At 73.3% G+C, this 25,226-nt stretch carries 20 protein-coding genes; 14 read left to right on the top strand and 6 right to left on the bottom strand.

Going from position 1 to position 25,226, the window contains the following annotated elements:
• Positions 1–4: 4 nt before the first annotated feature.
• Positions 5–622 carry an NAD(P)H:quinone oxidoreductase gene (gene wrbA / locus CRP39_RS22435; RefSeq protein ID WP_097208605.1) on the bottom strand — a complete coding sequence of 206 codons (618 nt, stop codon included), beginning with the start codon at positions 620–622 and terminating at the stop codon, positions 5–7.
• A 385-nt stretch (positions 623–1,007) separates the two neighbouring features.
• On the opposite strand from wrbA, the gene CRP39_RS22430 reads away from it, so the two are divergent.
• The 11 genes from CRP39_RS22430 (at position 1,008) to hutI (ending at position 14,770) form a co-directional block, all read left to right on the top strand.
• A complete protein-coding gene (locus tag CRP39_RS22430) occupies positions 1,008–1,463 on the top strand; it encodes a MarR family winged helix-turn-helix transcriptional regulator (protein WP_097208604.1) in 456 nt (151 codons plus the stop codon).
• Positions 1,464–1,753: 290 nt separating this feature from the next.
• Positions 1,754–2,785 carry an NADP-dependent oxidoreductase gene (locus CRP39_RS22425; protein WP_097208603.1) on the top strand — a complete coding sequence of 344 codons (1,032 nt, stop codon included), beginning with the start codon at positions 1,754–1,756 and terminating at the stop codon, positions 2,783–2,785.
• Between the two features lie 30 nt (positions 2,786–2,815).
• A complete protein-coding gene (locus tag CRP39_RS22420) occupies positions 2,816–3,748 on the top strand; it encodes an NAD-dependent epimerase/dehydratase family protein (RefSeq protein WP_097208602.1) in 933 nt (310 codons plus the stop codon).
• 68 nt (positions 3,749–3,816) lie between these two features.
• The gene (locus CRP39_RS22415) at positions 3,817–5,274 is read left to right on the top strand and encodes a nuclear transport factor 2 family protein (RefSeq protein WP_097208601.1); all 1,458 of its coding nucleotides are present in this window, start codon (positions 3,817–3,819) and stop codon (positions 5,272–5,274) included.
• 115 nt (positions 5,275–5,389) lie between these two features.
• The gene (locus CRP39_RS22410; RefSeq protein WP_097208600.1) at positions 5,390–5,683 is read left to right on the top strand and encodes a DUF1330 domain-containing protein; all 294 of its coding nucleotides are present in this window, start codon (positions 5,390–5,392) and stop codon (positions 5,681–5,683) included.
• 202 nt (positions 5,684–5,885) lie between these two features.
• Positions 5,886–7,460, top strand: a complete 1,575-nt coding sequence (gene dacB / locus CRP39_RS22405; RefSeq protein ID WP_097208599.1) for a D-alanyl-D-alanine carboxypeptidase/D-alanyl-D-alanine endopeptidase — start codon at positions 5,886–5,888, stop codon at positions 7,458–7,460.
• A 279-nt stretch (positions 7,461–7,739) separates the two neighbouring features.
• A complete protein-coding gene (gene hutH / locus CRP39_RS22400) occupies positions 7,740–9,278 on the top strand; it encodes a histidine ammonia-lyase (RefSeq protein WP_097208598.1) in 1,539 nt (512 codons plus the stop codon).
• A gap of 24 nt (positions 9,279–9,302) precedes the next feature.
• Positions 9,303–10,985, top strand: coding sequence for a urocanate hydratase (hutU, locus tag CRP39_RS22395; RefSeq protein ID WP_097208597.1), 1,683 nt, complete (start codon positions 9,303–9,305; stop codon positions 10,983–10,985).
• Between the two features lie 4 nt (positions 10,986–10,989).
• Positions 10,990–12,207, top strand: coding sequence for an allantoate amidohydrolase (locus CRP39_RS22390; RefSeq protein ID WP_216359873.1), 1,218 nt, complete (start codon positions 10,990–10,992; stop codon positions 12,205–12,207).
• Entirely contained in the window at positions 12,201–13,529 is a 1,329-nt protein-coding gene (locus CRP39_RS22385; protein ID WP_216359872.1) for a formimidoylglutamate deiminase, read from the top strand. Before CRP39_RS22390 ends, CRP39_RS22385 begins: the two co-directional genes overlap by 7 nt.
• Positions 13,530–13,585: 56 nt before the next feature.
• A complete protein-coding gene (gene hutI, locus CRP39_RS22380) occupies positions 13,586–14,770 on the top strand; it encodes an imidazolonepropionase (protein WP_245854039.1) in 1,185 nt (394 codons plus the stop codon).
• Between the two features lie 98 nt (positions 14,771–14,868).
• Here the strand turns inward: hutI and sbnA are convergent, their stop codons facing one another.
• Positions 14,869–15,906: a 2,3-diaminopropionate biosynthesis protein SbnA gene (gene sbnA, locus CRP39_RS22375; RefSeq protein ID WP_097208595.1), complete on the bottom strand. Its 1,038-nt coding sequence runs from the start codon at positions 15,904–15,906 to the stop codon at positions 14,869–14,871.
• An 845-nt stretch (positions 15,907–16,751) separates the two neighbouring features.
• Here sbnA and rox point away from each other — a divergent pair.
• Complete coding sequence (gene rox / locus CRP39_RS22370) at positions 16,752–18,182, top strand: rifampin monooxygenase (RefSeq protein ID WP_216359871.1); 1,431 nt, start codon at positions 16,752–16,754, stop codon at positions 18,180–18,182.
• A 114-nt stretch (positions 18,183–18,296) separates the two neighbouring features.
• On the top strand, positions 18,297–19,724 hold the full coding sequence (locus tag CRP39_RS22365; RefSeq protein WP_097208594.1) for a DUF2252 domain-containing protein: 1,428 nt from the start codon (positions 18,297–18,299) through the stop codon (positions 19,722–19,724).
• A 56-nt stretch (positions 19,725–19,780) separates the two neighbouring features.
• On the opposite strand, the gene glgC is transcribed toward CRP39_RS22365, so the two are convergent.
• On the bottom strand, positions 19,781–21,013 hold the full coding sequence (gene glgC / locus CRP39_RS22360; protein ID WP_097208593.1) for a glucose-1-phosphate adenylyltransferase: 1,233 nt from the start codon (positions 21,011–21,013) through the stop codon (positions 19,781–19,783).
• A 72-nt stretch (positions 21,014–21,085) separates the two neighbouring features.
• Between glgC and glgA the strand changes: the two genes are divergently transcribed.
• Positions 21,086–22,324 carry a glycogen synthase gene (gene glgA, locus CRP39_RS22355; RefSeq protein ID WP_097208592.1) on the top strand — a complete coding sequence of 413 codons (1,239 nt, stop codon included), beginning with the start codon at positions 21,086–21,088 and terminating at the stop codon, positions 22,322–22,324.
• A gap of 37 nt (positions 22,325–22,361) precedes the next feature.
• Here the strand turns inward: glgA and CRP39_RS22350 are convergent, their stop codons facing one another.
• The 3 genes from CRP39_RS22350 to CRP39_RS22340 form a co-directional block, all read right to left on the bottom strand.
• Complete coding sequence (locus CRP39_RS22350; RefSeq protein ID WP_097208591.1) at positions 22,362–23,318, bottom strand: carbohydrate kinase family protein; 957 nt, start codon at positions 23,316–23,318, stop codon at positions 22,362–22,364.
• Positions 23,319–23,387: 69 nt separating this feature from the next.
• On the bottom strand, positions 23,388–24,728 hold the full coding sequence (fucP, locus tag CRP39_RS22345; RefSeq protein ID WP_097208590.1) for an L-fucose:H+ symporter permease: 1,341 nt from the start codon (positions 24,726–24,728) through the stop codon (positions 23,388–23,390).
• Positions 24,729–24,855: 127 nt separating this feature from the next.
• On the bottom strand, positions 24,856–25,158 hold the full coding sequence (locus CRP39_RS22340) for a putative quinol monooxygenase (RefSeq protein ID WP_097208589.1): 303 nt from the start codon (positions 25,156–25,158) through the stop codon (positions 24,856–24,858).
• Positions 25,159–25,226: the final 68 nt, after the last annotated feature.

Below are 25,226 nucleotides of genomic sequence, written 5' to 3'. Positions count from 1 at the left end.
CCGATCAGACACCGGAGGTCACCGGGACGGACACCGCCCGGAGCGCCCACTGCACCAGCCGCCCACCCTGGTGGCGGGCCACACGGAGGGTGAGGTCGTCGGGGTGGCGGTGGCTGCCGGACACCCAGGTGGAGCCGTACGGGTTGCCCGTCTCGAACACCTCCGGGCTGCTGTACCCGAGGGGCACGATGACCGAGCCCCAGTGCGAGAAGACCGCGTCGAGCGACAGCAGCGTGGTCTCGTGCCCGCCGTGCGCGGTCGCGGCGCCGGTGAAGGTGGTGACGACCTTGTCGGTGAGCGCGCCCTGCTGCCACAGCGGGCCGGTGGTGTCGAGGAACTGCTTGAGCTGGGCGGCGACCATCCCGTAGCGGGTGGGCGAGCCGAAGGCCAGCCCGTGTGCCCACCCCAGGTCGGCCAGCTCGGCCTCCGGGACGTGCCGGGTGGCGGCGACGTGCCGGCGCCAGGCCGGGTTGCGGTCGATCGCCTCGTCCGGTGCCAGCTCGCGGACCCGCCGGAGGCGGACGTCGGCTCCGGCGTCGGCGGCTCCCTCTGCCACGGCTTCGGCCAGCCGGTGCGTGTGGCCGGTGGCCGAGTAGTAGACGACCGCGATGTTGACGTTCACAGCTGCCTCCTCTTGCGGTGTTCGGAGGGTCCCGGGCGGGGACCGCTCCACGGGTTGCCGGCGACCGGGCTCGTCGGGTACGGCTCAGCACCGGGCGCCGAGATGAGCTCGACGGCTGCCGTCCAGCCCCCAGGACGTGACCCCGGTCGGGACCAGGCGGATGACGGCCACTCCATCGGGTACGTCGCCCGCCGTGAGGGCCGGTCCGGGCCCCTGGACGAGAACCCGGGCGCGCCAGGGCGGTGGCACGTCGACGACGAACGCCGCCTCGCGTGACGTCCGTGTGGACATGGTCCCCTCCGGGTGCTGGACCGGTCGACGGCTCCACTGTGCGCCGAGGTCCTTGACCCAGTCAAGTGTTGACCGGACCTAGTAATGTCGGACCGTGGCGCGAGCGGACAGGACGACGTCGGCCGGTGAGGCGCGGGACACCGCCGCGTTGCTCATGCACGTGACCGAGCAGACCCTGCACAACTTCGAGGCGGCCGCCGCGGGGTTCGACCTCACCGTGGCCCAGGCGCGGGCACTCCTCGCGCTGGAGGGTGCCGCTCCCATGCGCTCACTGGCCGAGCACCTGCGCTGCGACGCGTCCTACGTCACCGGTATCGCCGACCGCTTGGAGCAGCGCGGCCTGGTGTCCCGCGCGGCTCAGGCAGGGGACCGCCGCGTCAAGCTGCTCCAGCTGACGCCCGACGGCAGGCGGCTCCGGAGCGAGCTGCAAGCCAGGATGCTCGAGACCTCACCGGTGATGGTGGCGCTCGAGGCGGGCGAACGGGCGCTGCTGCGCACCCTGTTGGCCAAGGCCGCCGGCGCCGCCTCGACGCCGCCGTCGGAGGGCTGAAGGGGCTCCCGGACCGGGCGGGGCGCCACCCCCGTACGGCCGGCCGGCCGGCGCCGAGCGCCACCTCCCCGAGTTCCCCACCGCCGTCCTGTCCGGCTGGGATGTCGCCAGATGGCCGGTGGGTCCCGCTCCGTCGGCGGCAGGATCTCGGTCTGGCAGGACCTTTGCGGAGAGGGGCAGATCTGCCACTTCCCGGCGGTGGCGGCCGTGCACACGATCGTCTCCGAGGGACCACGCCGCTGGCCTCTCCTCACCGGAGCCGGCCGCTCCGCACGTCGCGGGAGGACCCCATGATCCGACGATCGGCACTCGCGTCGGGCAGTCCGCAGGAACCCCCGCCCGGGAACGCGCCGGACGCCGACATCGGCCGGTTCGACGGTTCCCGGCGCACGCGGTCGGTGGTGACCGCGGGGTTCGGCGGACACGACGTGCTGAGGATCGTCGAGGAGCCCGCGGCCCCACCCGGGCCGCACGAGGTGCGGATCCGCGTCTCCGGAGCAACGGTCAACCCGATCGACCTCTCCACCCGCTCCGGCCGTCTCGCCGAGGCCGGACTCATGGTGCCCACCGACCGGACCGGCCTCGGGTGGGACGTCGCCGGGCACGTCGACGCCGTCGGTCGGCAGGTGCGCAGCTTCTCCAGAGGCGATGCCGTCGTCGGGCTGCGGGACCTGCTGTTCGCCGCCGGCACCCATGCCGACTCCGTGCTGCTGGACGAGTCGGTCCTGGCCTCGGCGCCCCGTACCTGGTCGCTGGTGGAGGCAGCGACCCTGCCGCTGAACGGGCTCACCGCCGCGGGGGCGCTGGCCGCCAGCGGTGCCCGTGCAGGAGACGTCGTCCTGGTCACCGGTGCCGCCGGCGGCGTGGGCGGATTCGCGCTGGAACTGGCCCGGCACCAGGGTGTACGGACCGTCGCGGTGGGCCGGCCGGACGACGCCGAGCTGCTCGAGCGGCTCGGCGCCTGGCGGGTGCTGACCAGCAGCGAGAACGTGGGCCCGGTCGTGCGCCGGCTGGTGCGCGGTGGGGTGGACGCCGTCATCGACGCCGCCGTCCTCGGGGTCGCCGCGCACGACGCGCTGCGCAGCCGTGGCACGTTCGTGGCGCTGGTGCGGCCGTTCGCGCCGCCACCCATCCGCGCGACGAGGGTCATCGTGCACGAGGTCGCCGCGGACGGGCGGGCACTGGCCGAACTCGTCCGCCTCGCCGACGCCGGCGTCCTCACCCCCCGGGTCTCCGAGGTCGTCCCGCTCGAGCACGCCGCCCGTGCCCACGCCCTCCTCGAGCAGGGCGGCCTGCGCGGCCGGGTCGTCCTCACACCCTGACCCGTCCCGACTGAGCAAGGAGGACACGTCATGGAGGTCACCGTTCTCGGCGCCACCGGCACCGCCGGGCGCTCTGCCCTGCCGGCCCTCTCGGCGGCCGGCCACGCGGTGCGCGCACACGCCAGGACCGACGCGGGCGCCGAGATGGTCACGGCCCTCGGCGCGACCGCCGTCCGCGGCGACACCGAGGCCCTCGAGGCGCTGCGCGACCTGATCACCGGGTCCGATGCCGTGATCGACCTGCGCGTGGCCATCCCACCCGCCTCCCGCGCACCCCTGCCGTGGGCGTGGCGCGAGTACTCCCGGCTGCGCGGCATCGGGGCGGGCACGCTGGTCGAGGCGGCACTGGCCGCCCGGGTGCCGCGGCTGGTCCACGACACGGTCACGATGGTGTACGCCGATGGCGGGAACGGGCTCCTCGACGAGGACAGCCGAGTGCTGGCACCCGGCGCGCTGCAGGCCAACCTGCTCGCCGAGCGGCACCTGGCCCGCTTCACCGCCTCGGGAGGCGCGGGCGTGGCACTGCGCTTCGGCGCCTTCTACGGTCCGCACGACGAGTTCAGCCGCGACCTGATCGGCGCGGCCCGCCGCGGTCGCGGCATGGTCGTCGGCGCTCCGGATGCGTGGACCAGTGCCGTCCACACCGACGACGTCGGCCCGGCTCTGCTCGTGGCGCTCACGGCGCCGGCCGGGGTCTACAACGCCGTGGACGACGAACCGCTGCGCCGGCGCGACGTGCTCGCCGTCCTGGCCGAGGCGGCCGGCATCTCGAGGGTGCGCCCGCTGCCGTCATGGACCGTTCGCGCCGCCGTTGCCCCGGTGCGCGCGCTCGCCCGCTCGCAGCGGGTCAGCGCCGCCAGGTTCCGGGCGCTGGGGTGGCAGCCCACGGTGCCGAGCCGGCGGGAGGGTTGGCCACGCGCCTTCCGCGAGGCGGAGGAGCGCACCGCGGCCGGCGGCCGGTGACCCGCCGTGCACGCCGGCGCGGTCGTGGGCCCGGCCGGCGACCAGCGGTGCGGTGGGGTACGTGAGCGATGACGAGGGCGCCGTCCGTCGCGCGGTTCCTGAGCCTGTTGCTCACCCTGTCGCTGCCCTTCTACCTCGCCGGCTGGCTGGCCGGTGCCCGCGCCGTCGGGACGGGACTCCCGCTGCCGGTGAGTGCGGCGGTGTTCATCTGCCCGGCAGTCGCCGCGGTCGTGCTCACGCGCTCCGAACGAGGCCCAGGCGCGGGACGGAGCCTGCTGGCGCGGGCCGTGGAGCTGCCTCCGGCCGGGCGACGACGGTGGCTGCTCCCGGCGGCGCTGGTCGTACCGGGGGCCACTGTCGCGTCGTACCTCGTTCAGCAGGTGATGGAACGCGACCTCCCCAGCGGGCAGGTCTCCCTGGCGCTGGTGGCCGGTCTCCTCGCCGTCTTCCTCGTCACGGCGGCGGCGGAGGAGATCGGTTGGACGGCCTACCTGCTCCCAGCCGTGCGGAGGAGGCGGCCCGCGGCGCACGCCGCCGTCCTGATCGGCGTCGCGTGCGCGCTCTGGCACGCGCTCCCGTACGTCCAGGCAGGCCACCGCATGGGTTGGATCGTCGCGCAGTGCGTGGTCACCGTGGCTCTGCGGGTCCTGACCGTCTGGGTCCACGAGCGCTCGGAGCGAGCGCTGGGGAGCGCGGTGTTGCTGCACGCCTCGGGAAACGCCTCGGTCTGGGCCTTTCCTCGCCTGGGCTCGCACTACGACCCGGCCGTGCTCGTGCCGTTCCTCCTCGTGCTCGCCGGCTGCGCCGCCCGGCGGTTGCGGGTTCCCGAGAGCACGCCGGCGGCGGGCGGCGGAGGTCGAGTGAGCGGGGCGAAGACGACCTCCGGTTCCCGGCGTGCTGCGGACTCCTCGGCAGGGCGACCCGCCGGCGCGCACCACGTGGTCGCCGCCCTCGTCGGCGCGCCGACCTCGCACCCCCCAGATCCCACACCCCCGATCAGGAGGCCCGCCATGTCCGTCGACCTGGAGGACACGACTCCCCGCGACGCCGGGATCCCCGACGTCGCCCGACAGGTGCGGCAGCTGCGCGACAGGCAGGAGGTCGTCGACGCCCTCTACCGCTTCGGCGCAGGCCAGGACCTGCGGGACCGGGAGCTGTTCCTGTCCGCCTTCGCTCCCGACGCCGTCCTCGACTTCACCCAGCCCGCGGGCCGGTTCGGGGCCGCCGTCCCGGTCATGCACGGCCGGACGGCGATCGAGGCGATCCTGACCACCCTCGAGCCGCTGGCCACGACGCACACCGTGACCAACCCGCGGGTCGGCCTCGACGGCGACCGCGCGCGACTGTGGGCACTCGTCGAGGCCCAGCACGTCCTCCGCGCGCAGCCGCACCGGCACCTCCTGCTCAAGAACACCTACGACGTCGACCTCGTGCGCCGGGACGGCGTGTGGGTCATCACGGCCATGACGATCCGGACCGTCTGGTCCGACGGGGAAGGCTCAGTGCTGTTCGGGGAACCGACGTGATCCGGTCGACGAACGGGCTGCCCGACGCGTGCGGCACGGGCATCGGAGGAGCGGTCGACATCCACCGGGACCGGTCGGGATCGTCGACGCCAACTCGGCGGAGAAGGGACACACCGTGACGAAGGCGTACTGGATCAACACCTTCCGGTCGATCAGCGACCCGGACAAGCTGGCCGCCTACGTCGACCTCGCCGGTCCGGCGATGCTCGCCGGCGGCGGACGGTTCCTCGCCCGAGGCGCCCCGGCCGCGGCGTTCGAGTCGGGCGTGCTCGAGCGGACGACCGTGATCGAGTTCGACACCGTCGACCAGGCCGTCGCGGCGTACCGCAGTGCGGCATACCAGAGGGCCCTCGCGGCGCTCGGCGACGGCGCCGAGCGGGACATCCGGATCATCGAATCGATCCCCTGACCTCGCTGCAGCGGCCGAAGCGGCGGAAGCGACCGGGGCGTCGGCGTCGGCTACGCGAGTGAGGGCGGCTCTCCACCCGGGACCAACGGCACTGTGCGGTCTCGGCGACCAGCACCAGTGTGGGCCACCCCCGCAACGGTTCGGCTGTCCCCTCTCTCCTGAGCCCCCGCGGGCCTCCCGACAGGGGTACGCCGTGCAACTGATGAGTCGTGAGCGGCGGACGTCGCTCGTCGTCGCGGTGGTCGCGCTGACCGCTGCCGTGAACGTGCCGGTCGCCATCGCCTCCGCCGACGATCTCGATCCGCGGATCACCGCGGTGATGGACAAGCCTGCGTACGAGCACGCGCAGTGGGGCCTGCTCCAGATCGATCCGTCCGACGGTCGGGTCGGCCTGTCACAGTTCCCGGATCAGTCGTTCCTCCCCGGGTCGGTGACCAAGCTGTTCAGCGTCTCGGCCACGTGGGGCACGCTGGGCGCAGACCATCGGTTCGAGACGCCGGTCCACGCCGTGGGCAGGCAGGACGGCTCGACGTTGGACGGCAACCTGGTGCTCGTCGCCCAGGGTGACCTGACGATGGGCGGCCGGACCAAGCCGGACGGCACGGTCGACTACACCGACACCGACCACACGTACGCGAACGACCTCCCCGGGGCGACGCTGACGCCGGAGGACCCCCTCGCAGGGCTGGACTCCATCGCCGAGCAGGTGCGCGCCGCGGGGATCACCCGGGTCGCCGGCGACGTGCTCATCGACGACCGGGCCTTCTCCGCGGTCGGCGAACTCGACCCCACGCCCACTCCCCTGATCATCAACGACAACCTGATCGACCTGCTGACCACACCCACCGCCCCGGGCCAGGCGGCCGACTTCTCGTGGCGGCCACAGGTCAGCACGTTCCAGGTCACCTCCGACGTCCGTACGGTCGCGGCGGACGACGCGACCGACATCCAGGTGACGACCTCCCCCGACGGTCACCAGATCTCGGTCAGCGGCACCATCGCCGCCGGCTCGCAGCCGCAACTCCGGGTCGCACAGGTCGACGACGCGTCCGCGTTCGGCCGGACCGCGCTCATCGAGGCCCTCGCCCGCGCCGGCGTCACCGTCGACGCCCCCGCGGGCGGTCCCAACCCGGTGGACCAGGCGCCCCCCTCGTACACCGCCGACCGGACCGTGGCGTCCTACGTCTCCCCCGTCTTCTCCGAGTACGCGGAGCTGATCCTGAAGGTCAGCCACAACCTCGGCGCCAACCTGACCCTCTGCCTGATGGCCGTGCACGCCGGGTCGCCCGACTGCATGGACGGGTTCCCGGTGGAGAAGACCTTCCTCCAGGGAGCAGGAGTGGACACCGACGCGGTCAGCTTCTCCGACGGCCGCGGCGGCACCCCGGACGACCGCGTGACCCCCCGAGCGGTCACGCAGATCCTCGAGTACTGGCTGGGCACCGAGGACGCGGACCGGTTCCGCACCTCGTTGCCCATCCTGGGGGTGGACGGCTCGCTGGGCGGGTTCTGCCCCTCCTGCCCTGCGCACGGTCGCGTGTTCGCGAAGACGGGGACGGTCGCCGGTCCCGACGACCTGAACGAGCGTCTCCAGATCGGCGCCATGACCCTCGGTGGCTACCTCGAGGTGGGCGACGGCCGCTACGAGGTGTTCTACGTGGGCGTGACCGGCGCGACGGCGACGACCATCGAGGAGCTCGTCGCCGTCCTCGGGGACGTCGCGGACATCTCCGCCGTCATGCAGGAGAACGCTGCCGCATCGGCGCCGCCCGAGTGACCCTCCCCGGGACGCGCCGGGCACGCACCGACGAGGTCGGCCAGAGCAGAGCGGGCACGCCGCCTCCGCTCACGGCCGTAGCCGTGTGCGTGTCCAGCGAGTCGCCCCTCGGACACCGCGGCTCGACGGCCGTGGGCGTCCCGTCGCCATGGGGCAGATCCGCACGTTGCCGTCCGCAGCGACCGTCCCGCGGCCCGGTTCGGCAGGACGTCGGAGGTGTCCGGCGCGACCGGGCGAACAGGTCTAGGCGGACCGGCGGTCACGGTGTCCCATGGCCCCATGCGCCGCGAGTGCGTGGTCGTGGGGACCGGCCCGGTCAGGCCGGGGGATGTGGTGCGCGTCGCTCGCGACGGGTGCGGGGTCCGGCTGTCCGCCGACGCCGTCGCGGAGATCGCCCGTAGCCGCTCCGTCGTCGACGCCCTGTCCAGGGACGACCGGCCGCACTACGGCGTGTCCACCGGTTTCGGGGCACTGGCCACCCTGCACATCCCGGTCGAACAGCGCGCCAGGTTGCAGCGCAGCCTCATCCGGTCCCACGCCGCCGGGTCCGGGCCCGAGGTCGAACGCGAGGTCGTCCGGGCCCTCATGCTGCTGCGGCTGTCCACACTCGCGACCGGCCGCACCGGCGTCCGGCCGCAGACGGCTCAGGCCTACGCGGCCATGCTCGATGCCGGTCTCACGCCGGTCGTGCACGAGTACGGCTCGCTCGGCTGCTCCGGCGACCTGGCCCCGCTGTCCTCGGTCGCGCTCGCCCTCACGGGAGAAGGCCGGGTCCGAGACGGCGCCGGTGTGCTCCGCCCGGCCGCGGACGCCCTTCGGGCGCACGGGATCGAGCCCGTGGAGCTGGCCGAGAAGGAGGGGCTGGCGCTGGTGAACGGGACCGACGGCATGCTCGGCATGCTGGTGCTGGCCCTCGTCGACCTGCGCCGCCTGCTGACGACGGCCGACGTCGCCGCGGCCATGAGCGTCGAAGCCCTGCTCGGCACCGACGCCGTGTTCGCCGCGGACCTCCAGGCCCTGCGTCCGCACCCGGGGCAGGCTGCCTCGGCCGCCAACCTGCGCATGCTGCTGAGCGGCAGCGGTGTGATGGCCAGCCATCGCGGGCCCGGGTGCACCCGCGTGCAGGACGCCTACTCGCTGCGCTGCGCACCGCAGGTGCACGGCGCGGCGCGTGACACCGTCGCCCACGCCGCAGTGGTTGCCGACCGTGAGCTGGCCGCGGCCATCGACAACCCGGTGGTCACCCTCGACGACCGCGTGGAGTCCAACGGCAACTTCCACGGCGCCCCGGTCGGGTACGTCCTGGACTTCCTCGCGATCGCGGTGGCCGACGTCGCGGGCATGAGCGAGCGACGCACCGACCGGTTCCTCGACCCGGCCCGCAGCAACGGCTTGCCGCCGTTCCTGGCCGACGCTCCCGGGGTCGACTCCGGGCACATGATCGCCCAGTACACGGCGGCCGGGATCGTCAGCGAGCTCAAGCGGCTGGCCGTGCCCGCCAGCGTCGACACCATCCCCTCCTCGGCGATGCAGGAGGACCACGTCTCGATGGGCTGGGCCGCCGCTCGCAAGCTGCGGCGCGCGGTCGACGGCCTCACCCGTGTCCTCGCCGTCGAGATCCTGACCGCGGCCCGAGCCCTCGACCTCAGGGCCCCGCTGCAACCGGCCCGGGCCACCGCCGCGGTGCGCGACGCCGTCCGCGCCGCCGGCGTCGGCGGCCCCGGGCCGGACCGGCACCTGGCCCCGGAGATCGAGGCCGTCGTCGGCCTGGTGGCTGACGGAGCGCTGCTCCGGGCCACCCGCCTCCCCCTGAGCTGATCCCGCCGAGACGAGGAGCCACCCATGGACGGAGCACGACCCGTACGGGCCCCGCGGGGCACCACTCGCACGGCCCGGAGCTGGCAGACCGAGGCGCCGCTCCGGATGCTGCAGAACAACCTGGACCCAGATGTCGCCGAGCGGCCCGACGACCTGGTCGTCTACGGCGGCACCGGCCGCGCCGCCCGCGACTGGCGCAGCTTCGACGCCATGGTCCGCACGCTCACGACCCTCGCCGACGACGAGACCATGCTCGTGCAGTCCGGTCGGCCGGTCGGCGTGCTGCGCACGCACGAGTGGGCGCCCCGGGTGCTGATCGCCAACTCCAACCTGGTGGGCGACTGGGCCACCTGGCCGGAGTTCCGGCGCCTCGAGCACCTGGGCCTGACCATGTACGGCCAGATGACGGCGGGGTCCTGGATCTACATCGGGACGCAGGGGATCCTCCAGGGCACCTACGAGACCTTCGCGGCCGTGGCGGCGAAGCTCGCCGGCAGGCATGACGGGCAGGGGCAGAGCGGCGGCACGCTCGCCGGCACCCTGACGCTGACCGGCGGCTGCGGCGGCATGGGCGGCGCCCAGCCCCTCGCGGTGACCCTCAACGGCGGTGTCTGCCTGGTGGTCGACGTCGACGGGGGCCGGCTGCGCCGCCGGGTCGGGCACCGCTACCTCGACGAGGTGGCCGAGGACCTCGACGACGCGGTGGCGCGCTGCCTGGCCGCCAGACGGGACCGGCGGGCACTGTCGGTCGGGCTGGTCGGCAACGCGGCCACGGTGTTCCCCGAGCTGCTGCGCCGGGGCGTGGAGATCGACGTCGTCACCGACCAGACCTCGGCACACGACCCGCTCAGCTACCTGCCGGAGGGCGTCGACCTCGACGACTGGCACGACTACGCCGAGACCAAGCCCGAGGAGTTCACCGACCGGGCCCGCGCGTCGATGGCCAGGCACGTCGAGGCGATGGTCGGGTTCCTCGACGCCGGGGCCGAGGTCTTCGACTACGGGAACTCCATCCGGGACGAGGCCCGCCAGGGCGGTTACGAGCGGGCGTTCGCGTTCCCCGGTTTCGTGCCCGCCTACATCCGGCCGCTGTTCTGCGCGGGCAAGGGCCCCTTCCGCTGGGCCGCCCTCTCCGGGGACCCGGCGGACATCGCCGCGACCGACCGCGCCGTCCTCGACCTGTTCCCGGACGACGACCACCTGCAGCGCTGGATCCGGGCGGCCCGGGACCGGGTCGCCTTCCAGGGCCTGCCCGCCCGCATCTGCTGGCTCGGGTACGGGGAACGCGACGTCGCCGGGCTCCGCTTCAACGAGATGGTCGCGTCCGGCGAGATCACCGCACCGATCGTCATCGGCCGCGACCACCTCGACTCCGGGTCCGTCGCCTCCCCCTACCGGGAGACGGAGGCCATGGCGGACGGATCGGACGCCATCGCCGACTGGCCGCTGCTCAACGCACTGGTCAACACCGCGTCCGGGGCGACCTGGGTGTCCGTGCACCACGGCGGCGGCGTCGGGATGGGCCGGTCGCTGCACGCCGGCCAGGTCAGCGTCGCCGACGGCACGGGCCTGGCCGCCCGGAAACTGGAGCGGGTGCTGCGCAACGACCCCGGCACGGGCGTGCTCCGCCACGTCGACGCCGGCTACGACCTGGCCGCCCAGGTCGCGGAGGAACGCGGCCTGCGGGTCCCGATGGCGGAGCGCTGAGCCGGTGACCACGTTCGACGCGATGTGGTCGGACCTGAGACCGGTCGGCCGGCACCCGGCGACGGGCGGCTACCGCCGGTACGCGTGGACGCGCACCGACGCCGCGCTGCGCGAGTGGTTCCGCGGCGAGGCCCGGCAGCGCGGGCTGGACGTCGTGCCCGACCGGGCCGGCAACACCTGGGCGTGGACGGCGGATCCCGACGCCGCCGCGGACGCCGGCCGGCCGGGCCTGGCGATGGGCAGCCACCTGGACTCGGTCCCCGACGGCGGCGCCTTCGACGGCCCGCTGGGCGTGGTGTCGGCGTTCGCCGCACTGGACCTGGTCCGGGCGCGGGGCCGCTCGCCACGGCGACCGCTCGGCATCGTCTGCTTCGGCGACGAGGAGGGCGCCCGCTTCGGCGTCGCGTGCGCCGGGTCGCGGCTGCTCACCGGCGCGCTCGACCCCGACCGGGCGCGAGGGCTGACCGACGACCAGGGCACCACGCTGGCCGAGGCGATGACCGCGGCGGGAACCGACCCGCGGCCCCTCGGCCGCGACGACGAGGCGCTGCGCCGTGTCGGCACGTTCCTGGAGCTGCACGTCGAGCAGGGCCGCGCGCTCGCCGACGTGCCCGGCGACCGGGGCGCGGTCGGGGTGGCCGAGGGCATCTGGCCGCACGGCCGGTGGCGGCTGGACCTCCGCGGCCGGGCCGACCACGCGGGGACCACCCGGCTGGCCGACCGGCAGGACCCGACGCTGCCGCTGGCCGCCGCCATCCAGGCGGCGCGCACGGCCGCCCAGCGCCACGGTGCCCTCGCGACCGTGGGCAGGCTCCGGGCCCGGCCCAACGCCGTCAACGCGATCCCCGCGGAGATCACCGCCTGGCTCGATGCCCGCGGTCCCGCCGCAGCCGACGTGCACGCCGTCGTCGCCTGCGTCGCCGAGGCGGCCGGCAGCACTCCCGTCGAGGAGTCGTGGACGCCGGCCACGCCGTTCGACCCCACCCTGCGCGACCGGCTCGCCGCTGTCCTCGCCGGCCCCGACGGCCGCCCGGCGCCGGTCCTGTCCACGGGAGCCGGTCACGACGCCGGGATCCTGTCCGCAGCCGGCGTCCCCACCGCGATGCTCTTCGTCCGCAACCCGACCGGGGTGTCCCACTCCCCCGCCGAGCACGCCGACCCGGCGGACTGCCGGGCCGGCGTCGCCGCGCTCGCCCGCGCCGTGGAGCACCTGGCGTGCTGACCGGCTTCTGGTGCGAGCACGCCGACCTCGGTACCGGCCCCGTGCCCGGCGTGCGGGTGGTCGTGGACGGCGGCCGGATCCGCACCGTCGAGCGGGCTGCGACGCCGCCCGCCACGGACCACCGGTTGCCGGGCGTCGTGCTGCCCGGCTTCGCGAACGCGCACTCGCACGCCTTCCACCGGGCACTGCGCGGGCGCACCCACGACCGGGCCGGCACGTTCTGGACCTGGCGGGAGCGGATGTACCGCGTCGCCGCGCGGCTCGACCCCGACAGCCACCTCGCCCTGGCCCGGGCCGCGTACGCCGAGATGGCGCTCGCGGGGGTCACCTGCGTCGGCGAGTTCCACTACCTGCACCACCCGCCCGGCGGCGGTCGGTACACCGATCCCAACGCCATGGCCGAGGGGCTCATCCAGGCTGCCGCCGACGCCGGCATGCGGCTGACCCTGCTCGACGCCTGCTACCTCACCGGCGGGCTCGACGGGGCCGGGCACCTGCCCCTCGACGACGTCCAGGTCCGGTTCTCCGACGGGGACGCCGAGGCCTGGGCGGCACGGACCGGGCTGCTCCCGGAGCGGGACGGGGTCCGGGTCGGGGTCGCGGTGCACTCCGTGCGGGCCGTGCCGGCGGCGCAGCTGCCCACCGTCGCGCACGCCGCCGGTGAGCGCCCTCTGCACGTGCACCTCTCCGAGCAGCCTGCGGAGAACGCGGCCTGCCTGGCCCACTACGGCACCACGCCCACCGGGCTGCTGCACGAACGGGGGGTCCTCGGTCCGTCGACCACCGCCGTGCACGCCATCCACCTCACCCCGGACGACGTCGCGACCCTCGGCAGCACGGGAACGGGGGTCTGCGCCTGCCCGAGCACCGAGGCCGACCTCGCCGACGGCATCGCCCCCCTCCTGCGGCTCCGGGACGCCGGCTCGCCGCTCAGCCTCGGCAGCGATCAGCACGTCGTCACCGATCTGCTCGCCGAGGCCCGGCTGCTCGAGGACCACGAGCGGCTGCGCACCGGCGAACGTGGCCGCTTCTCCCCGGCCGGGCTCCTCGCCGCGCTCACCGTCGACGGGCACCGCGCCCTCGGCTGGCCCGACGCCGGTCGGATCGCCCCGGACCAGCGGGCCGACCTGGTCGCCGTCCGGCTGGACAGCCCGCGGACCGCCGGCTGCGCACCGGACCAGCTGCCGATGGTGGCGGCGGCCGCGGACGTGCACACCGTGGTGGTCGACGGCCGGGTCGTCGTCACCGAGGGCCGGCACGTGCTGGGCGACGTGGGCCGCCTGCTCGCCGCGGCCATCGACCCGCTGTGGGACGACGCATGAAACCAACTCCACGAAACCGCTCCGCCGGCGCTCCACGTCTCCGCGGGGGCCCCGGTGTGAGCACGCTGGTCACCGGCATCGCCGAACTGGTCACCAACGACCCTTCCCACGGGAGGGGCCCGCTGGGCCTGGTCGCCGACGCGGCCCTCGTCGTGGAGGACGGCGCCGTCGCCTGGAGCGGACCGCGACGCCGCGCACCGGCCGCCGATGCGTCGATCGACGTCGGCGGCCGGGCGGTGATCCCGGGCTTCGTCGACAGCCACACCCATCTGGTCTTCGCCGGTGACCGGGCCGCGGAGTTCGAGGCCCGGATGTCCGGCGCGCACTACGACGGCGGGGGCATCTCGGCCACCGTCGCGGCGACACGCTCCGCCTCCGACGACGTCCTGCGCAGCCGGCTCCGCGATCTGGTGGCGGAGATGCGCGGCCAGGGCACGACGACCGTGGAGGTCAAGAGCGGCTACGGGCTGACCGTCGAGGACGAGGCGCGGTGCCTCCGGCTGGCCGCGGAGGTCACGCCGGACACCACGTTCCTGGGCGCGCACGTGGTGCCGGTGGAGTACGCCGGCCGCCGCGAGGACTACGTCGCCCTGGTCACCGGTCCGATGCTCGAGTCGTGCGCCCCGTTCGCCCGGTGGATCGACGTCTTCTGCGAGCCCGCCTCGGCGCACGCCTTCGACGGCGAGGAGGCGCGCGCCGTGCTGGAGGCCGGGCTCGCCCGGGGCCTGCAGGCGCGGGTGCACGCCAACCAGCTCTCGGCGGGCCCCGGTGTGCGCCTGGCGGTGGAGCTCGGCGCGGCCAGCGTCGACCACTGCACCCACCTGACCGACGCCGACGTCGACGCGCTCGCCGGTGGCACCACGGTCGCCACCCTGCTGCCGGGCGCCGAGTTCTCCACCCGCTCGCCGTACCCGGACGCCCGGCGGCTGCTGTCGGCGGGGGTCACGGTGGCCCTGGCCACCGACTGCAACCCCGGCAGCAGTTTCACGTCGTCGATGCCGTTCTGCATCGCGCTCGCCGTCCGCGAGATGGGGATGACCCCCGTGGAGGCGCTGTGGGCGGCGACCGCCGGCGGCGCGGCGGCGCTGCGGCGTCCGGACGTCGGGCACCTCGGTCCCGGCGGGCGGGCCGATCTCGCCGTCCTCGATGCGCCGTCCTACCGGTACCTGGCCTACCGCCCCGGCGTGCCCATCGCCCGAGCACTCGCACCGGAGGACAGTGGTCCGCGGACCCGGTCATGACGGTGACGATCCTCCTTCCCGAGTTGCCGATCGGCATGGCTGCGACGGAGCTGGATGCGCCTCGTGGTCCCCCCTCGAGGGCGGCGCGGACCGCGCCCTCAGCGCCGGTTGCTCAGGACGGGCGAGCGGGAGCCGGATGAGCGCGGCTCGGGCACGGTCGCTGTGACGCCGGCTCCCTCGTCGAGACGGAGCACGTCCCCGCCGTAGAGGTCCTCCACCCAGTTGGTCTGGTACAGGGTGTCCAGGTACCGCTCGCCGAGGTCGGGGGCGATGGTCACTGCGGTGAGGTCCTGCGCGTCGTTGCGCGTCAACCAGCTCGTCGCGGCGCTCACCACCGTGCCGGTGGAGCCACCGAACAGGAAGCCGCGCCGAGCCATCCGGTGGCAGGCACGGACGGTCTGCGCCTCCTCGACCAGCACGACCTCGTCGATGTAGGACTCGTCGAGCACGTCCGGCCGCTCGGCGCTGCCCAGGCCCGGGATCATCCGCCGGCTCGGCGGTCCGCCGAACGTCACCGAACCGACGGAGTCGACGGCCACGATCCGCACCGGCCGGTGCCACTCCCGGAAGAAGCGCGCGCAGCCCATCAGGGTCCCGGTGGTGCCGGCACCCACGAAGAGCACGTCCAGCTCCGGGAAGGACCGTGCGATCTCCTGCGCCGTCCGGCGGTGGTGAGAGCCCCAGTTGTTCGGGTTCTCGTACTGGTTGAGCCACACGTACCGGCGGTCGGAGGCGCACATCGCCCGGACGTAGTCCTTCCGCGCGCCGAGGAAGCCGGTGACCGGGTCCGGCTCGGTGATGGTGTGCACCTGGGCGCCGAGCGCCTCCATCAGCCGCCGGGTCGACAGGTTGCACCGCGGGTCGGTGATGCAGAGGAACTCGTAGCCCCTGCTCGCCGCGATCATGCTCAGCGCGACGCCCAGGTTGCCCGACGAGGACTCGATCAGCACCGATCCCGGCGTCAGGACGCCGGCGCGCTCGGCGGCCTCGACCATCTCGGTCGCGGCCTTCATCTTGATCGAGCCGGCGAAGTTGAAGCCCTCGCACTTGAGGAAGAGCGAGCACCCGAAGACGGAGCGCAGGTCGACGTACAGATCCTCTTCGTTGAATTCCTGCGGCACGGAGATGATGGGCACGTCGGTCCCCTGTCTGCATGGACGCCGGAATGCGGCGCGATGTGTGTCCGGTGGAGGAACTGCATTCCCGGGCACAGGAAGAGTGCGGGGCACCGCGTTGGCGAGCGATGGGGTTCTTCCCAGAACTGGCGGCCTCTTCCCCCGTATCGAGGTAGGGAGAACCCCCTCGGCAAGCCCCACCCGTCCGACCGTGCGGGCGCTGGAGCCGGCCGACGTCGCCGTCGGCGTCCCGCCGGGGACTCGGCGTCCAGCCGGCACGGGTGAGATCCCTGGGGGTTGTCCCCCGTCTCACAACGGGGGTTCTCGCCGGTGATACGGGAGTTGACTCCCTGTCGTCCCCGTCCGCGCCCGCCGATCCTGGTCTCACGACATCGACGATCACGGAGCCTCCGATGAACACCTACGACCCCTCGGACTACATCCGCTACGTCGACATGTCCGGACCGGCGGATGCCCGCTCCGCTCCTGCGGACAGGGAGACCGCGTGCGCTCCACTGCCTCCCGGATACGCCAACCAGTCGCCGCGGACCCGGCTGCAGCGCCGCCCGGCACACGCCCGGGGAAGCCGGGCGGGAGTCGCTCTCCGCACCGCGTGAGCGTGCCGCTCAGGTGCGCCGATTCCTCATCGTGTGAAGGTGACGGGTACTCCCCCCGTAGGGACGAGGTCGCCGACCACGACCCTGCACGCCGGTTCGACCGCTGGAGGGCCACCCCCGGGACCGGACGATCCTGGCCGGGCGGCGGGGCTCTCCCACTCCAGGATCCATCTCACCTCGGGGCTTGCGGCAAGCCCCCGGTCGTGCCGCAGAGTGCCGGCCGGAGCACTGATCGAGGGAGACGGGGTCGTGGATTCCGACGTGATCGTCATCGGTGGTGGTCCCACCGGCGTGATGCTGGCCGGCGAGTTGCGGCTGCACGGCGTGCGGGTGCTCGTGCTGGAGAAGGAGGCGGAGCCGACCCGGGTCGTCCGCGCTCTCGGCTTGCACGCACGCAGCATCGAGGTGCTGGACCAGCGGGGTCTGCTGGACCGGTTCCTCCCGCTCGGCACGCGGTACCCGCTCGGTGGCTTCTTCGCCGGGATCGACAAACCCGCACCGGAGCGCTTGGACACCGCCCATCCGTACGTCCTCGGCATCCCGCAACCCACGACCGAGCGGCTGCTCCTCGAGCACGCCACCGAGCTGGGCGTCGAGATCCGGCGCGGCTGTGAACTGGTCGGGCTGAGCCAGGACGACCACGGGGTGACCGCCGACCTGGCCGACGGCACGCAGCTGCGCTCGCGGCACCTCGTCGGCTGCGACGGCGGCCGCAGCACGGTGCGCGGACTCCTCGGCATCGGCTTCCCCGGCGAGCCGGCCAGCCGCGAGTGGCTGTCGGGCGAGGTGGAGGTCACTGCGCCGCCGGAGGAGGTGGCTGCCGTGGTGACCGAGGTCCGTACGACCCAGAGGGGGTTCGGTGTCGGCCCTTCCGGAGAGGGCCTGTACCGCGTCGTCGTGCCCGCCGAGGGGGTGGCCGAGGACCGCTCGGTCCCGCCGACCCTCGAGGAGGTCAGGCAGCGCCTGCGGGTGGTCGCGGGCACTGACTTCGGCGTGCACTCGCCGCGCTGGCTCTCCCGCTTCGGGGACGCCACCCGGCAGGCCGAGCGGTACCGGGACGGTCGCGTGCTGCTGGCCGGCGATGCGGCGCACGTCCACCCGCCGACCGGCGGCCAGGGCCTGAACCTCGGCCTCCAGGACGCGTTCAACCTGGGCTGGAAACTCGCCGCCGACGTCAACGGCTGGGCCCCGGAGGGGCTCCTGGACAGCTACCACACCGAACGGCACCCGGTGGCCGCCGACGTGCTGACCACCACCCGGGCGCAGGCCGAGCTGCTGTCCACCGAGCCGGGGCCCCAGGCGGTGCGCCGGCTGGTCTCGGACCTGATGGACTTCGACGAGGTCAACCGGTTCCTGATCGAGAAGATCACCGCGATCGGCGTCCGTTACGACTTCGGCGAGGGACATCGGCTGCTCGGCCGGCGCCTGCGCGACGTGGGATTGCAGCGCGGGCGCCTCTACGCGCTGATGCACGCGGGGCGCGGGCTCCTGCTGGACCAGACCGGCCGGCTCTCGGTCGCCGGCTGGGCCGACCGGGTCGACCACGTGATCGACGTCAGCGAGGAGCTGGCCGTGCCTGCGGCGCTGCTCCGGCCGGACGGTCACGTGGCGTGGGTCGGTGACGACCAGCAGGACCTGCTCGGCAACCTGCCCACGTGGTTCGGCGCCGCGGCCGGTTGAGCACCCTCCGGGAGGTGCCCGGTGGTACACGGCCTGGAGTCGTCGAACGACGCCGCTCCATCGCCGACCGTGCCAGGATCGACGGCGGCACACGAGGCCGTTGGGGAGGTCGAGATGGCCCACGTCCGTCCGCACGCCCCCGCCCCGACAGTGCTGGCCACCGTCGACGGCCAGACCTACGGCTCCTTGCGCACCCGGAGCACTCCCCGCGCGGAGCGGTATGCCATCGGCCGCAGCCTGCGGCAGCAGGTGCCGCGATCGTCGCTGTCGCGGTGGAGCCCCTCGGCCGACCGGCGCGACGTCCTGGACCTGCTCGAGGAATCGCACGATGGCCGGATCAGCTGGCTCGTGCCGGTGCGGATCGGGCGGATGACCGCCTCGCCGTACGGGTTCCTGCGCGGCGCCGCCGTGGTGATGGCCGAGGACTTCGCCAGGCTGCCGGCCACCGGCATCACCCCGATCATCTGTGGCGACGCGCACGTGGGCAACATCGGCTTCTACGGCTCTCCCGAGCGGGAGCTCGTGCTCGATCTCAACGACTTCGACGAGGCCCACCCGGGTGCTTGGGAGTGGGACCTGCGCCGCCTCGTGGCGAGCGTCTGGGTCGCCGGACGGCAGAACTCCATGAGCGAGGACTCCTGTGCCGACGCCGTGATCTCCTGCGTGGCCTCGTACCGCAGCCACCTCTGGGAGCTGTCGGACCAACCGCTGCTCCGGCGCTCGTTCCAGCGCCTGGATCTCGACCGGCTCCAGACGGCGGCTTCCGACGAGGCACTGCGTCAGGAGTTGGACCGGGCCGCGAAGAAGGCACGTTCCCGGACGGGCGACCGGGCGCTTCCCCGCTTCACCGAGCAGCACGAGGGACGCCGGCGCATCGTCGAGGAGCCACCGCTGATCACCAGGGTGGGCGCCGCCGAGGCGGACGAGCTGGCCGCGGCCCTGGACGGCTACCTGGCGACGCTCGCCCCGCACTGGCGCCGGATCCTCGGCGGCTACACCATCGTCGACATCGCCCACAAGGTGGTCGGCGTGGGCAGCGTGGGGCTCCGGGCGTACGTCGTCCTGTGCGAGGGATCCGACCCGGAGGACGTGCTGTTCCTCCAGCTCAAGCAGGCGCGCCGTTCCGTCGTCGCCCCCTTCGTCCACGGCGACTCCGCATGGCACGCGCACCAGGGCGAGCGGGTGGTGGAGTACCAGCAGGCACTGCAGACCGTGAGCGACCCCCTGCTCGGCTGGGCGACCGTGGGAGGCCGGCAGTACTACGTGCGCCAGTTCCGCAACATGAAGGGCAGCGTCCAACTGGACGCGATCGACCCCTCCGCTCTCGCCGACTACGCGGGGATCTGCGGGCGGCTGCTGGCCAAGGGCCACGCGCGCACCAGCGGCGCCTCGATGATCGCCGGCTACCTGGGCAGGTCCGACAGGGTGGAAAGTGCCCTGTGTGAGTTCGCCCGCGTGTACGCCGACCAGACCGAGCAGGACCACCAGCGCCTCGTCGATGCCGTGGCGCGCGGCACCGTTCCCTGCGACGAGGGGGTGTGAGCCCGCCGGCTCCCGGGACCTCTCGAGAGTGCCGGTGGCTCACGTCGCGGGGACCGTCAGGGCACGACCTGTCGGCCCTTGCCGATGACGACGATCCCGTTGTCCGACACCGTGTACAACTCGCGGTCGCGGTCGGTGTCCACACCGACCCTCGCGCCCTCGGGGACGACGACGTCCTTGTCGAGGATGGCGTTGCGCACCACCGCGTTCCGCCCGACCTGCACACCCTGCATGAGGACCGAGGAGTCGACCTGCGCCCAGGAGTGCACGTGCGCTCCCGGGGACAGCACCGACCGGTTCACGGTGGAGCCCGACACGACCGACCCCGGCGACAGCAGGGACTCCGTCGCCATCCCGACGCGGCCGGCCGAGCCGTGCACCGACCGGGCCGGTGGCCACGGGTCCTGGCTGGTCAGGATCGGCCACTCCGGGTTGTACAGGCTGAACTCCGGATCGACCGAGATCAGGTCCATGTGGGCGTCGTAGAAGCTGTCCAGGGTGCCGACGTCGCGCCAGTACCCCCGTTCGGTCTCCCGCTGGCCCGCCACGTCGTTGTCCCGGAAGTCGTACACGCCTGCTTCGCCGCGCTCCACGAGCATCGGCACGATGCTCCCGCCCATGTCGTGCTTGCTGTCCGGGTCCTCCGCGTCGCGGGTCAGGGCGTCGACGAGCACGCTGGTGGTGAACACGTAGTTGCCCATCGAGGCGAACACCTCGTGGGGGGCGTCCGGCAGGCCACGGGCGTCCGTCGGCTTCTCCCGGAACGCCGAGATCCTCCGGCCGCCCTCGTCGACCTCGATCACCCCGAACTGGTCTGCCATCGACAGCGGCTGGCGGATGGCGGCCACGGTCACGCCGGCGCCGGACTCGACGTGCCGGGCGACCATCTGCCGCGGGTCCATCCGGTAGATGTTGTCCGCGCCGAAGACGACGACGTGCGCCGGCCGCTCATCACTGATCAGGTTCATGCTCTGGTGGATCGCGTCCGCCGACCCGGCGAACCAGCGGGGGCCCAGCCGCTGCTGCGCCGGCACCGGGGCGACGTAGTTGCCCAGCAGCGTGGACAACCGCCAGGTCTTGCTGATGTGCCGGTCCAGGGAGTGGCTCTTGTACTGGGTCAGCACCACGAGCTTGAGGTAGCCGCCGTTGACCAGGTTGGACAGGACGAAGTCGATCATGCGGTACATGCCACCGAAGGGGACCGCCGGCTTGGCCCGGTCCGCAGTCAACGGCATCAGCCGCTTGCCCTCGCCACCGGCCAGCACCATCGCGAGCACGTCAGTCGCCACAGACGCGGAACGTAGACCTCATCCGGGTCGGCAACCAGGGTCGTCGTCGGCTTGCGGCTCTAGGGTCGGCGTGTGACCCAGGACACACCGGCTGACGCCGCGTTCCCGACCACCGGCAGCGGCCTCCGCGTCGACCTGCTGACCCGCGAGTACCCGCCGGAGGTGTACGGCGGGGCGGGCGTGCACGTGGAGTACCTGGCTCGTGAGCTGCGCCCACTCGTCGACGTGCGCGTCCACTGCTTCGGGGGGCCGCGGAACGAGGCAGGCGTCACGGCCCATGCCGAACCGGCCGGGCTCGAGGGCGCCAACCCGGCACTGCGCACCTTCGGCGTCGACCTGGAGATGGCGGCGGGCTGCGCGGGCACCGACGTCGTGCACAGCCACACCTGGTACGCGAACCTGGCCGGTCACGTGGCCAAGCTCCTGCACGGAGTCCCACACGTCGTGTCCACCCACAGCCTGGAGCCGCTCCGACCCTGGAAGGCCGAGCAGCTCGGCGGTGGCTACGCGCTGTCCTCCTGGGCGGAGCGGACGGCCCTGGAGGCTGCCGACGCCGTGATCGCGGTGTCGGCCGGGATGCGCCGCGACGTCCTCGCCGCCTACCCGGCGGTCGACCCGGACCGGGTCACGGTGGTGCACAACGGCATCGACACGACGGAGTACGCACCGGACGAGGGAACCGACGTCCTGGCCCGCCTGGACATCGACCCGGACCGACCCAGCGTGGTGTTCGTCGGCCGGATCACCCGCCAGAAGGGGCTGCCCTACCTGCTGCGGGCCGCGCGCGACCTGCCGGCGGACGCGCAGCTGATCCTGCTCGCCGGCGCGCCCGACACCCCGGAGATCAGCGCCGAGGTGACGGCCCTGGTCGAGGAGCTGCGCGCGGTGCGGAGCGGTGTCGTGTGGGTCGCGGACATGTTGCCCAAGCCCGAGGTCATCCAGGTCCTCAGCCACACCACCGTCTTCGTCTGCCCGTCGATCTACGAGCCGATGGGCATCGTGAACCTCGAGGCCATGGCCTGCCGGGCCGCCGTCGTCGCCACGGCGACCGGTGGCATCCCCGAGGTCGTGGCCGACGGCGAGACGGGCCTGCTCGTGCCGATCGAGCAGGTGCCGGACGGCAGCGGCACGCCCCTGGACCCCGCCAAGTTCACCGGCGACCTCGCCGCGGCGATCACCCAGCTGCTCGAGGACCCGTCCCGCGCGGCGGCGATGGGCGATGCCGGGCGCCGGCGCGCGGTCGACCACTTCTCGTGGGCGACGATCGCCGAGCGCACGGTGGAGGTGTACCGGTCCGTCGGAGCCGGTTGACGCACCGATCGGCTCGAGGACCGCCCGCCGGCGGTGGTCAGCGCGGGATGGACTGCCCCGTCGACGGCCGGGCAGCGCGGGCGGTCTCCACCTCCGCCCAGGTCGGCGGATCGGCACCCGGACGCGAGCAGGTGATCGACGCGATGAGGCTGGCCTCGTCCAGCACGCTGATCAAGCTCGACTCGTCGATCCTCGCGAGGGCGTCCCGGCGGACACCACCGAGCAGGTCCGCACGCCCCAGCCCGTCCAGGAGTCCCGAGGTGAAGGAGTCACCCGCGCCCACGGTGTCGACGAGGTCGATCCGGGTCGCGGGGCGATCCAGCTCCAGGTGCGCGGTGACCGCGAAGACGCCTTCACCGCCGCGGGTCACGATGACGAGCGGGGCGCCCAGCGCCAGCCAGTCCCTGGCCACGTCCTCGTCCCGGCGGTCGGGGTAGAGCCAGCGCAGGTCCTCGTCGCTGACCTTGACCACGTCCGACAGGGACACGAGGTGCTCGATCGCGGGCCTGGCTCCCTCCGGCTCACCCAGGAGGGCGGGGCGCACGTTGGGGTCGTAGGAGATGGTCACCCTCCCCCGCTCACGCTCCCGTTCCAGGAGGTTCGTCACTCGGGCCGCACCGGGCGCCAGAGCGGTCGCCAACGAACCGGTGTGGACGCACCGGGTCTCGACCGGGAGGGGGGCCAGGTCACCGATGTCCCACTCGATGCGGAAGTCGTAGGAGGCGACTCCCGCGGCCAGGCTGGCCACGGCCAGGCTCGTCTTGGCGCCGGCATCGGGCCCGGCGTCGACCCGGACGCCACTCGCCTTGAGGTGGGCGGAGACCATCTCCCCGAAGGAGTCCCGCCCGAGGCGCGTCATCAGGGCGACCCGGTCCCCGAGTCGGGCGAGCCCGAGCGCGACGTTGGCCGGACTCCCGCCCGGGTGCGCGACGAGCGTTCGACTGCCCCGTTGCCCCACGAGATCGACCAGTGCTTCCCCGACCACGACGAACATCCGCCTGCTCCCATCGACGAGAACGGTGTACCGGTACCCGAGGCCGGCGGGCCGGGACGGCCCACCCGGTCAGTGCGCGGCGCCCTCGGACACCAGGGGACCGCCGTGCCGCGAGGACCGCAGGTCGAACAGCGCGTAGGCGGCGACGATCGCGAGGCACACCGCCGGGACGACGAAGCCGATGTTCGTGTCCGCCCCGTCCATGATGAGTCCCTGGACCGGGGGGAGGAGCGCTCCGCCGAGGATGGCCATGACCAGGCCCGCGGCGCCGAACTTGGTGTCCGGGCCCAGGCCCTGCAGGGCCACCCCGTAGATCGTCGGGAACATCAGCGACAGGGAGAGGGAGATCCCCACGACGGCGAGCAGGCCGAGCATGTTGGGAGAGACCACGGCCACCAGGGAGAGCACGACGCCGAGCGCCGCCATGGCGAAGAGCAGCTTCGTCGGCCGGATGATCCCCAGCAGGTACGTCATCACGAAGCGCGCGATCAGGAAGAGGACCAGGCTGGCCTGCAGGTACAACCCCGCGATGTCCTCGGAGACACCCACCACGTCCATGGCGTACTGGATGGTGAACGACCACGCGCACACCTGCGCACCGACGTTCAGGAACTGTGCGATCACCCCGAAGCGGTAGTGCTGGTTGCGCCAGAGGCGGCTCGTCGCCCCGCCCGAGGACTCCTCCAGTCCGAAGTGGGCGTGCTCGTCGGGCGTGTTGATCTTCTTCAGTGCGATGAGCACCCAGATGAGCAGCAGCGCGAGGGCGATCCCGAGGTAGGGGCCGAGCACCAGGGACAGGTCCTGTTCCTGAGCTGCCTCGAGCTCCTGCGCCGTCATGGACTCCTTCTCGGCGTCCTTCGTGATGCGGGGCAGGATGAGGACGGCCCCCAGCAGGACGCCGATGTTCGCGCCGACGGGGTTGAACGCCTGCGCCAGGTTCAGCCGCTGCGTGGCGCTGATCTCGGGGCCCATCGCGATCACGAAGGGATTGGCCGAGGTCTCCAGGATGGAGAGCCCGGCCGCGAGCACGAACAACGCGATGAGGAAGAACCCGTAGGCCAAGAGCTGGCTCGCGGGGATGAAGAGGAGCCCGCCGACGGTGGCCAGCCCCAGGCCGGTGAGGACACCGGTCTTGTACCCGAACCGCCGGTTGATCAGGGCCGCGGGGATGGCCAGTGCGAAGTACGCCCCGTAGTACGCGAACTGGACCAGCGCCGACTGGAAGTTCGACATCGTGAAGATCTGCCGGAACACGCCGACGAGCACGTCCGTGAGGTTCGCCGCCGATCCCCAGGCTGCGAAGCAGGCGATGAGCAGGATGAACGGGCCCTTGAGCCCCGGGTAGACCAGCGCCGCCTTCGCCGGTCCTCCGACGTTCGGTGACTGCTGGGTCGCGGACGGTCGGGCCATGGGATCCACCCCTCGCCGACGCGGGAAAGAGGATCTCTGTGACCTCGATCACAGCCCGCTCCGCGAGAGTAGCCGCCACCCCGAGCACATTCCACCCGGACCCGCGCTGCCTGGAGCCGGGAAGCCGCTACTTCTCGTCCATCAGGCGCAGGTCCGACGGTTCGCGGAGCAGGCCCTCGAGGATGCGGTTCCCCTCGGTGTTGTAGGGCTGCTGCATGTGCTCGTCCCAGGCAGCCCGGGAGCGGAACATCTCCAGCATCACCCAGTTGTCCGGATCGTCCTGCGGCTGCACGAGGTGCATGAAGACGCAGCCGGGCTCGGTGAGGGTCTGCCGGCGCATGGACTGCAACTGCTCCTCGGCCTCGGCCCGCCGGTCCGCACGCGGCTTGATGGTGACGACGAGGAAGAGCGCGCGGTCCGGTTCGGTCATGGCCGCGTTCCTACACCCGCGTGGAGCCCTCCGGCGGAGTGCGGGACGTCGTCGGGACCGGCGCCGCC

The sequence above is a fragment of the Geodermatophilus sabuli genome, assembly GCF_900215145.1.
Classification (GTDB): Bacteria; Actinomycetota; Actinomycetes; order Mycobacteriales; family Geodermatophilaceae; genus Geodermatophilus; species Geodermatophilus sabuli.
Note: the sequence above shows the minus strand (reverse complement) of the source record. Positions and strands in the feature narration are given on the sequence as shown.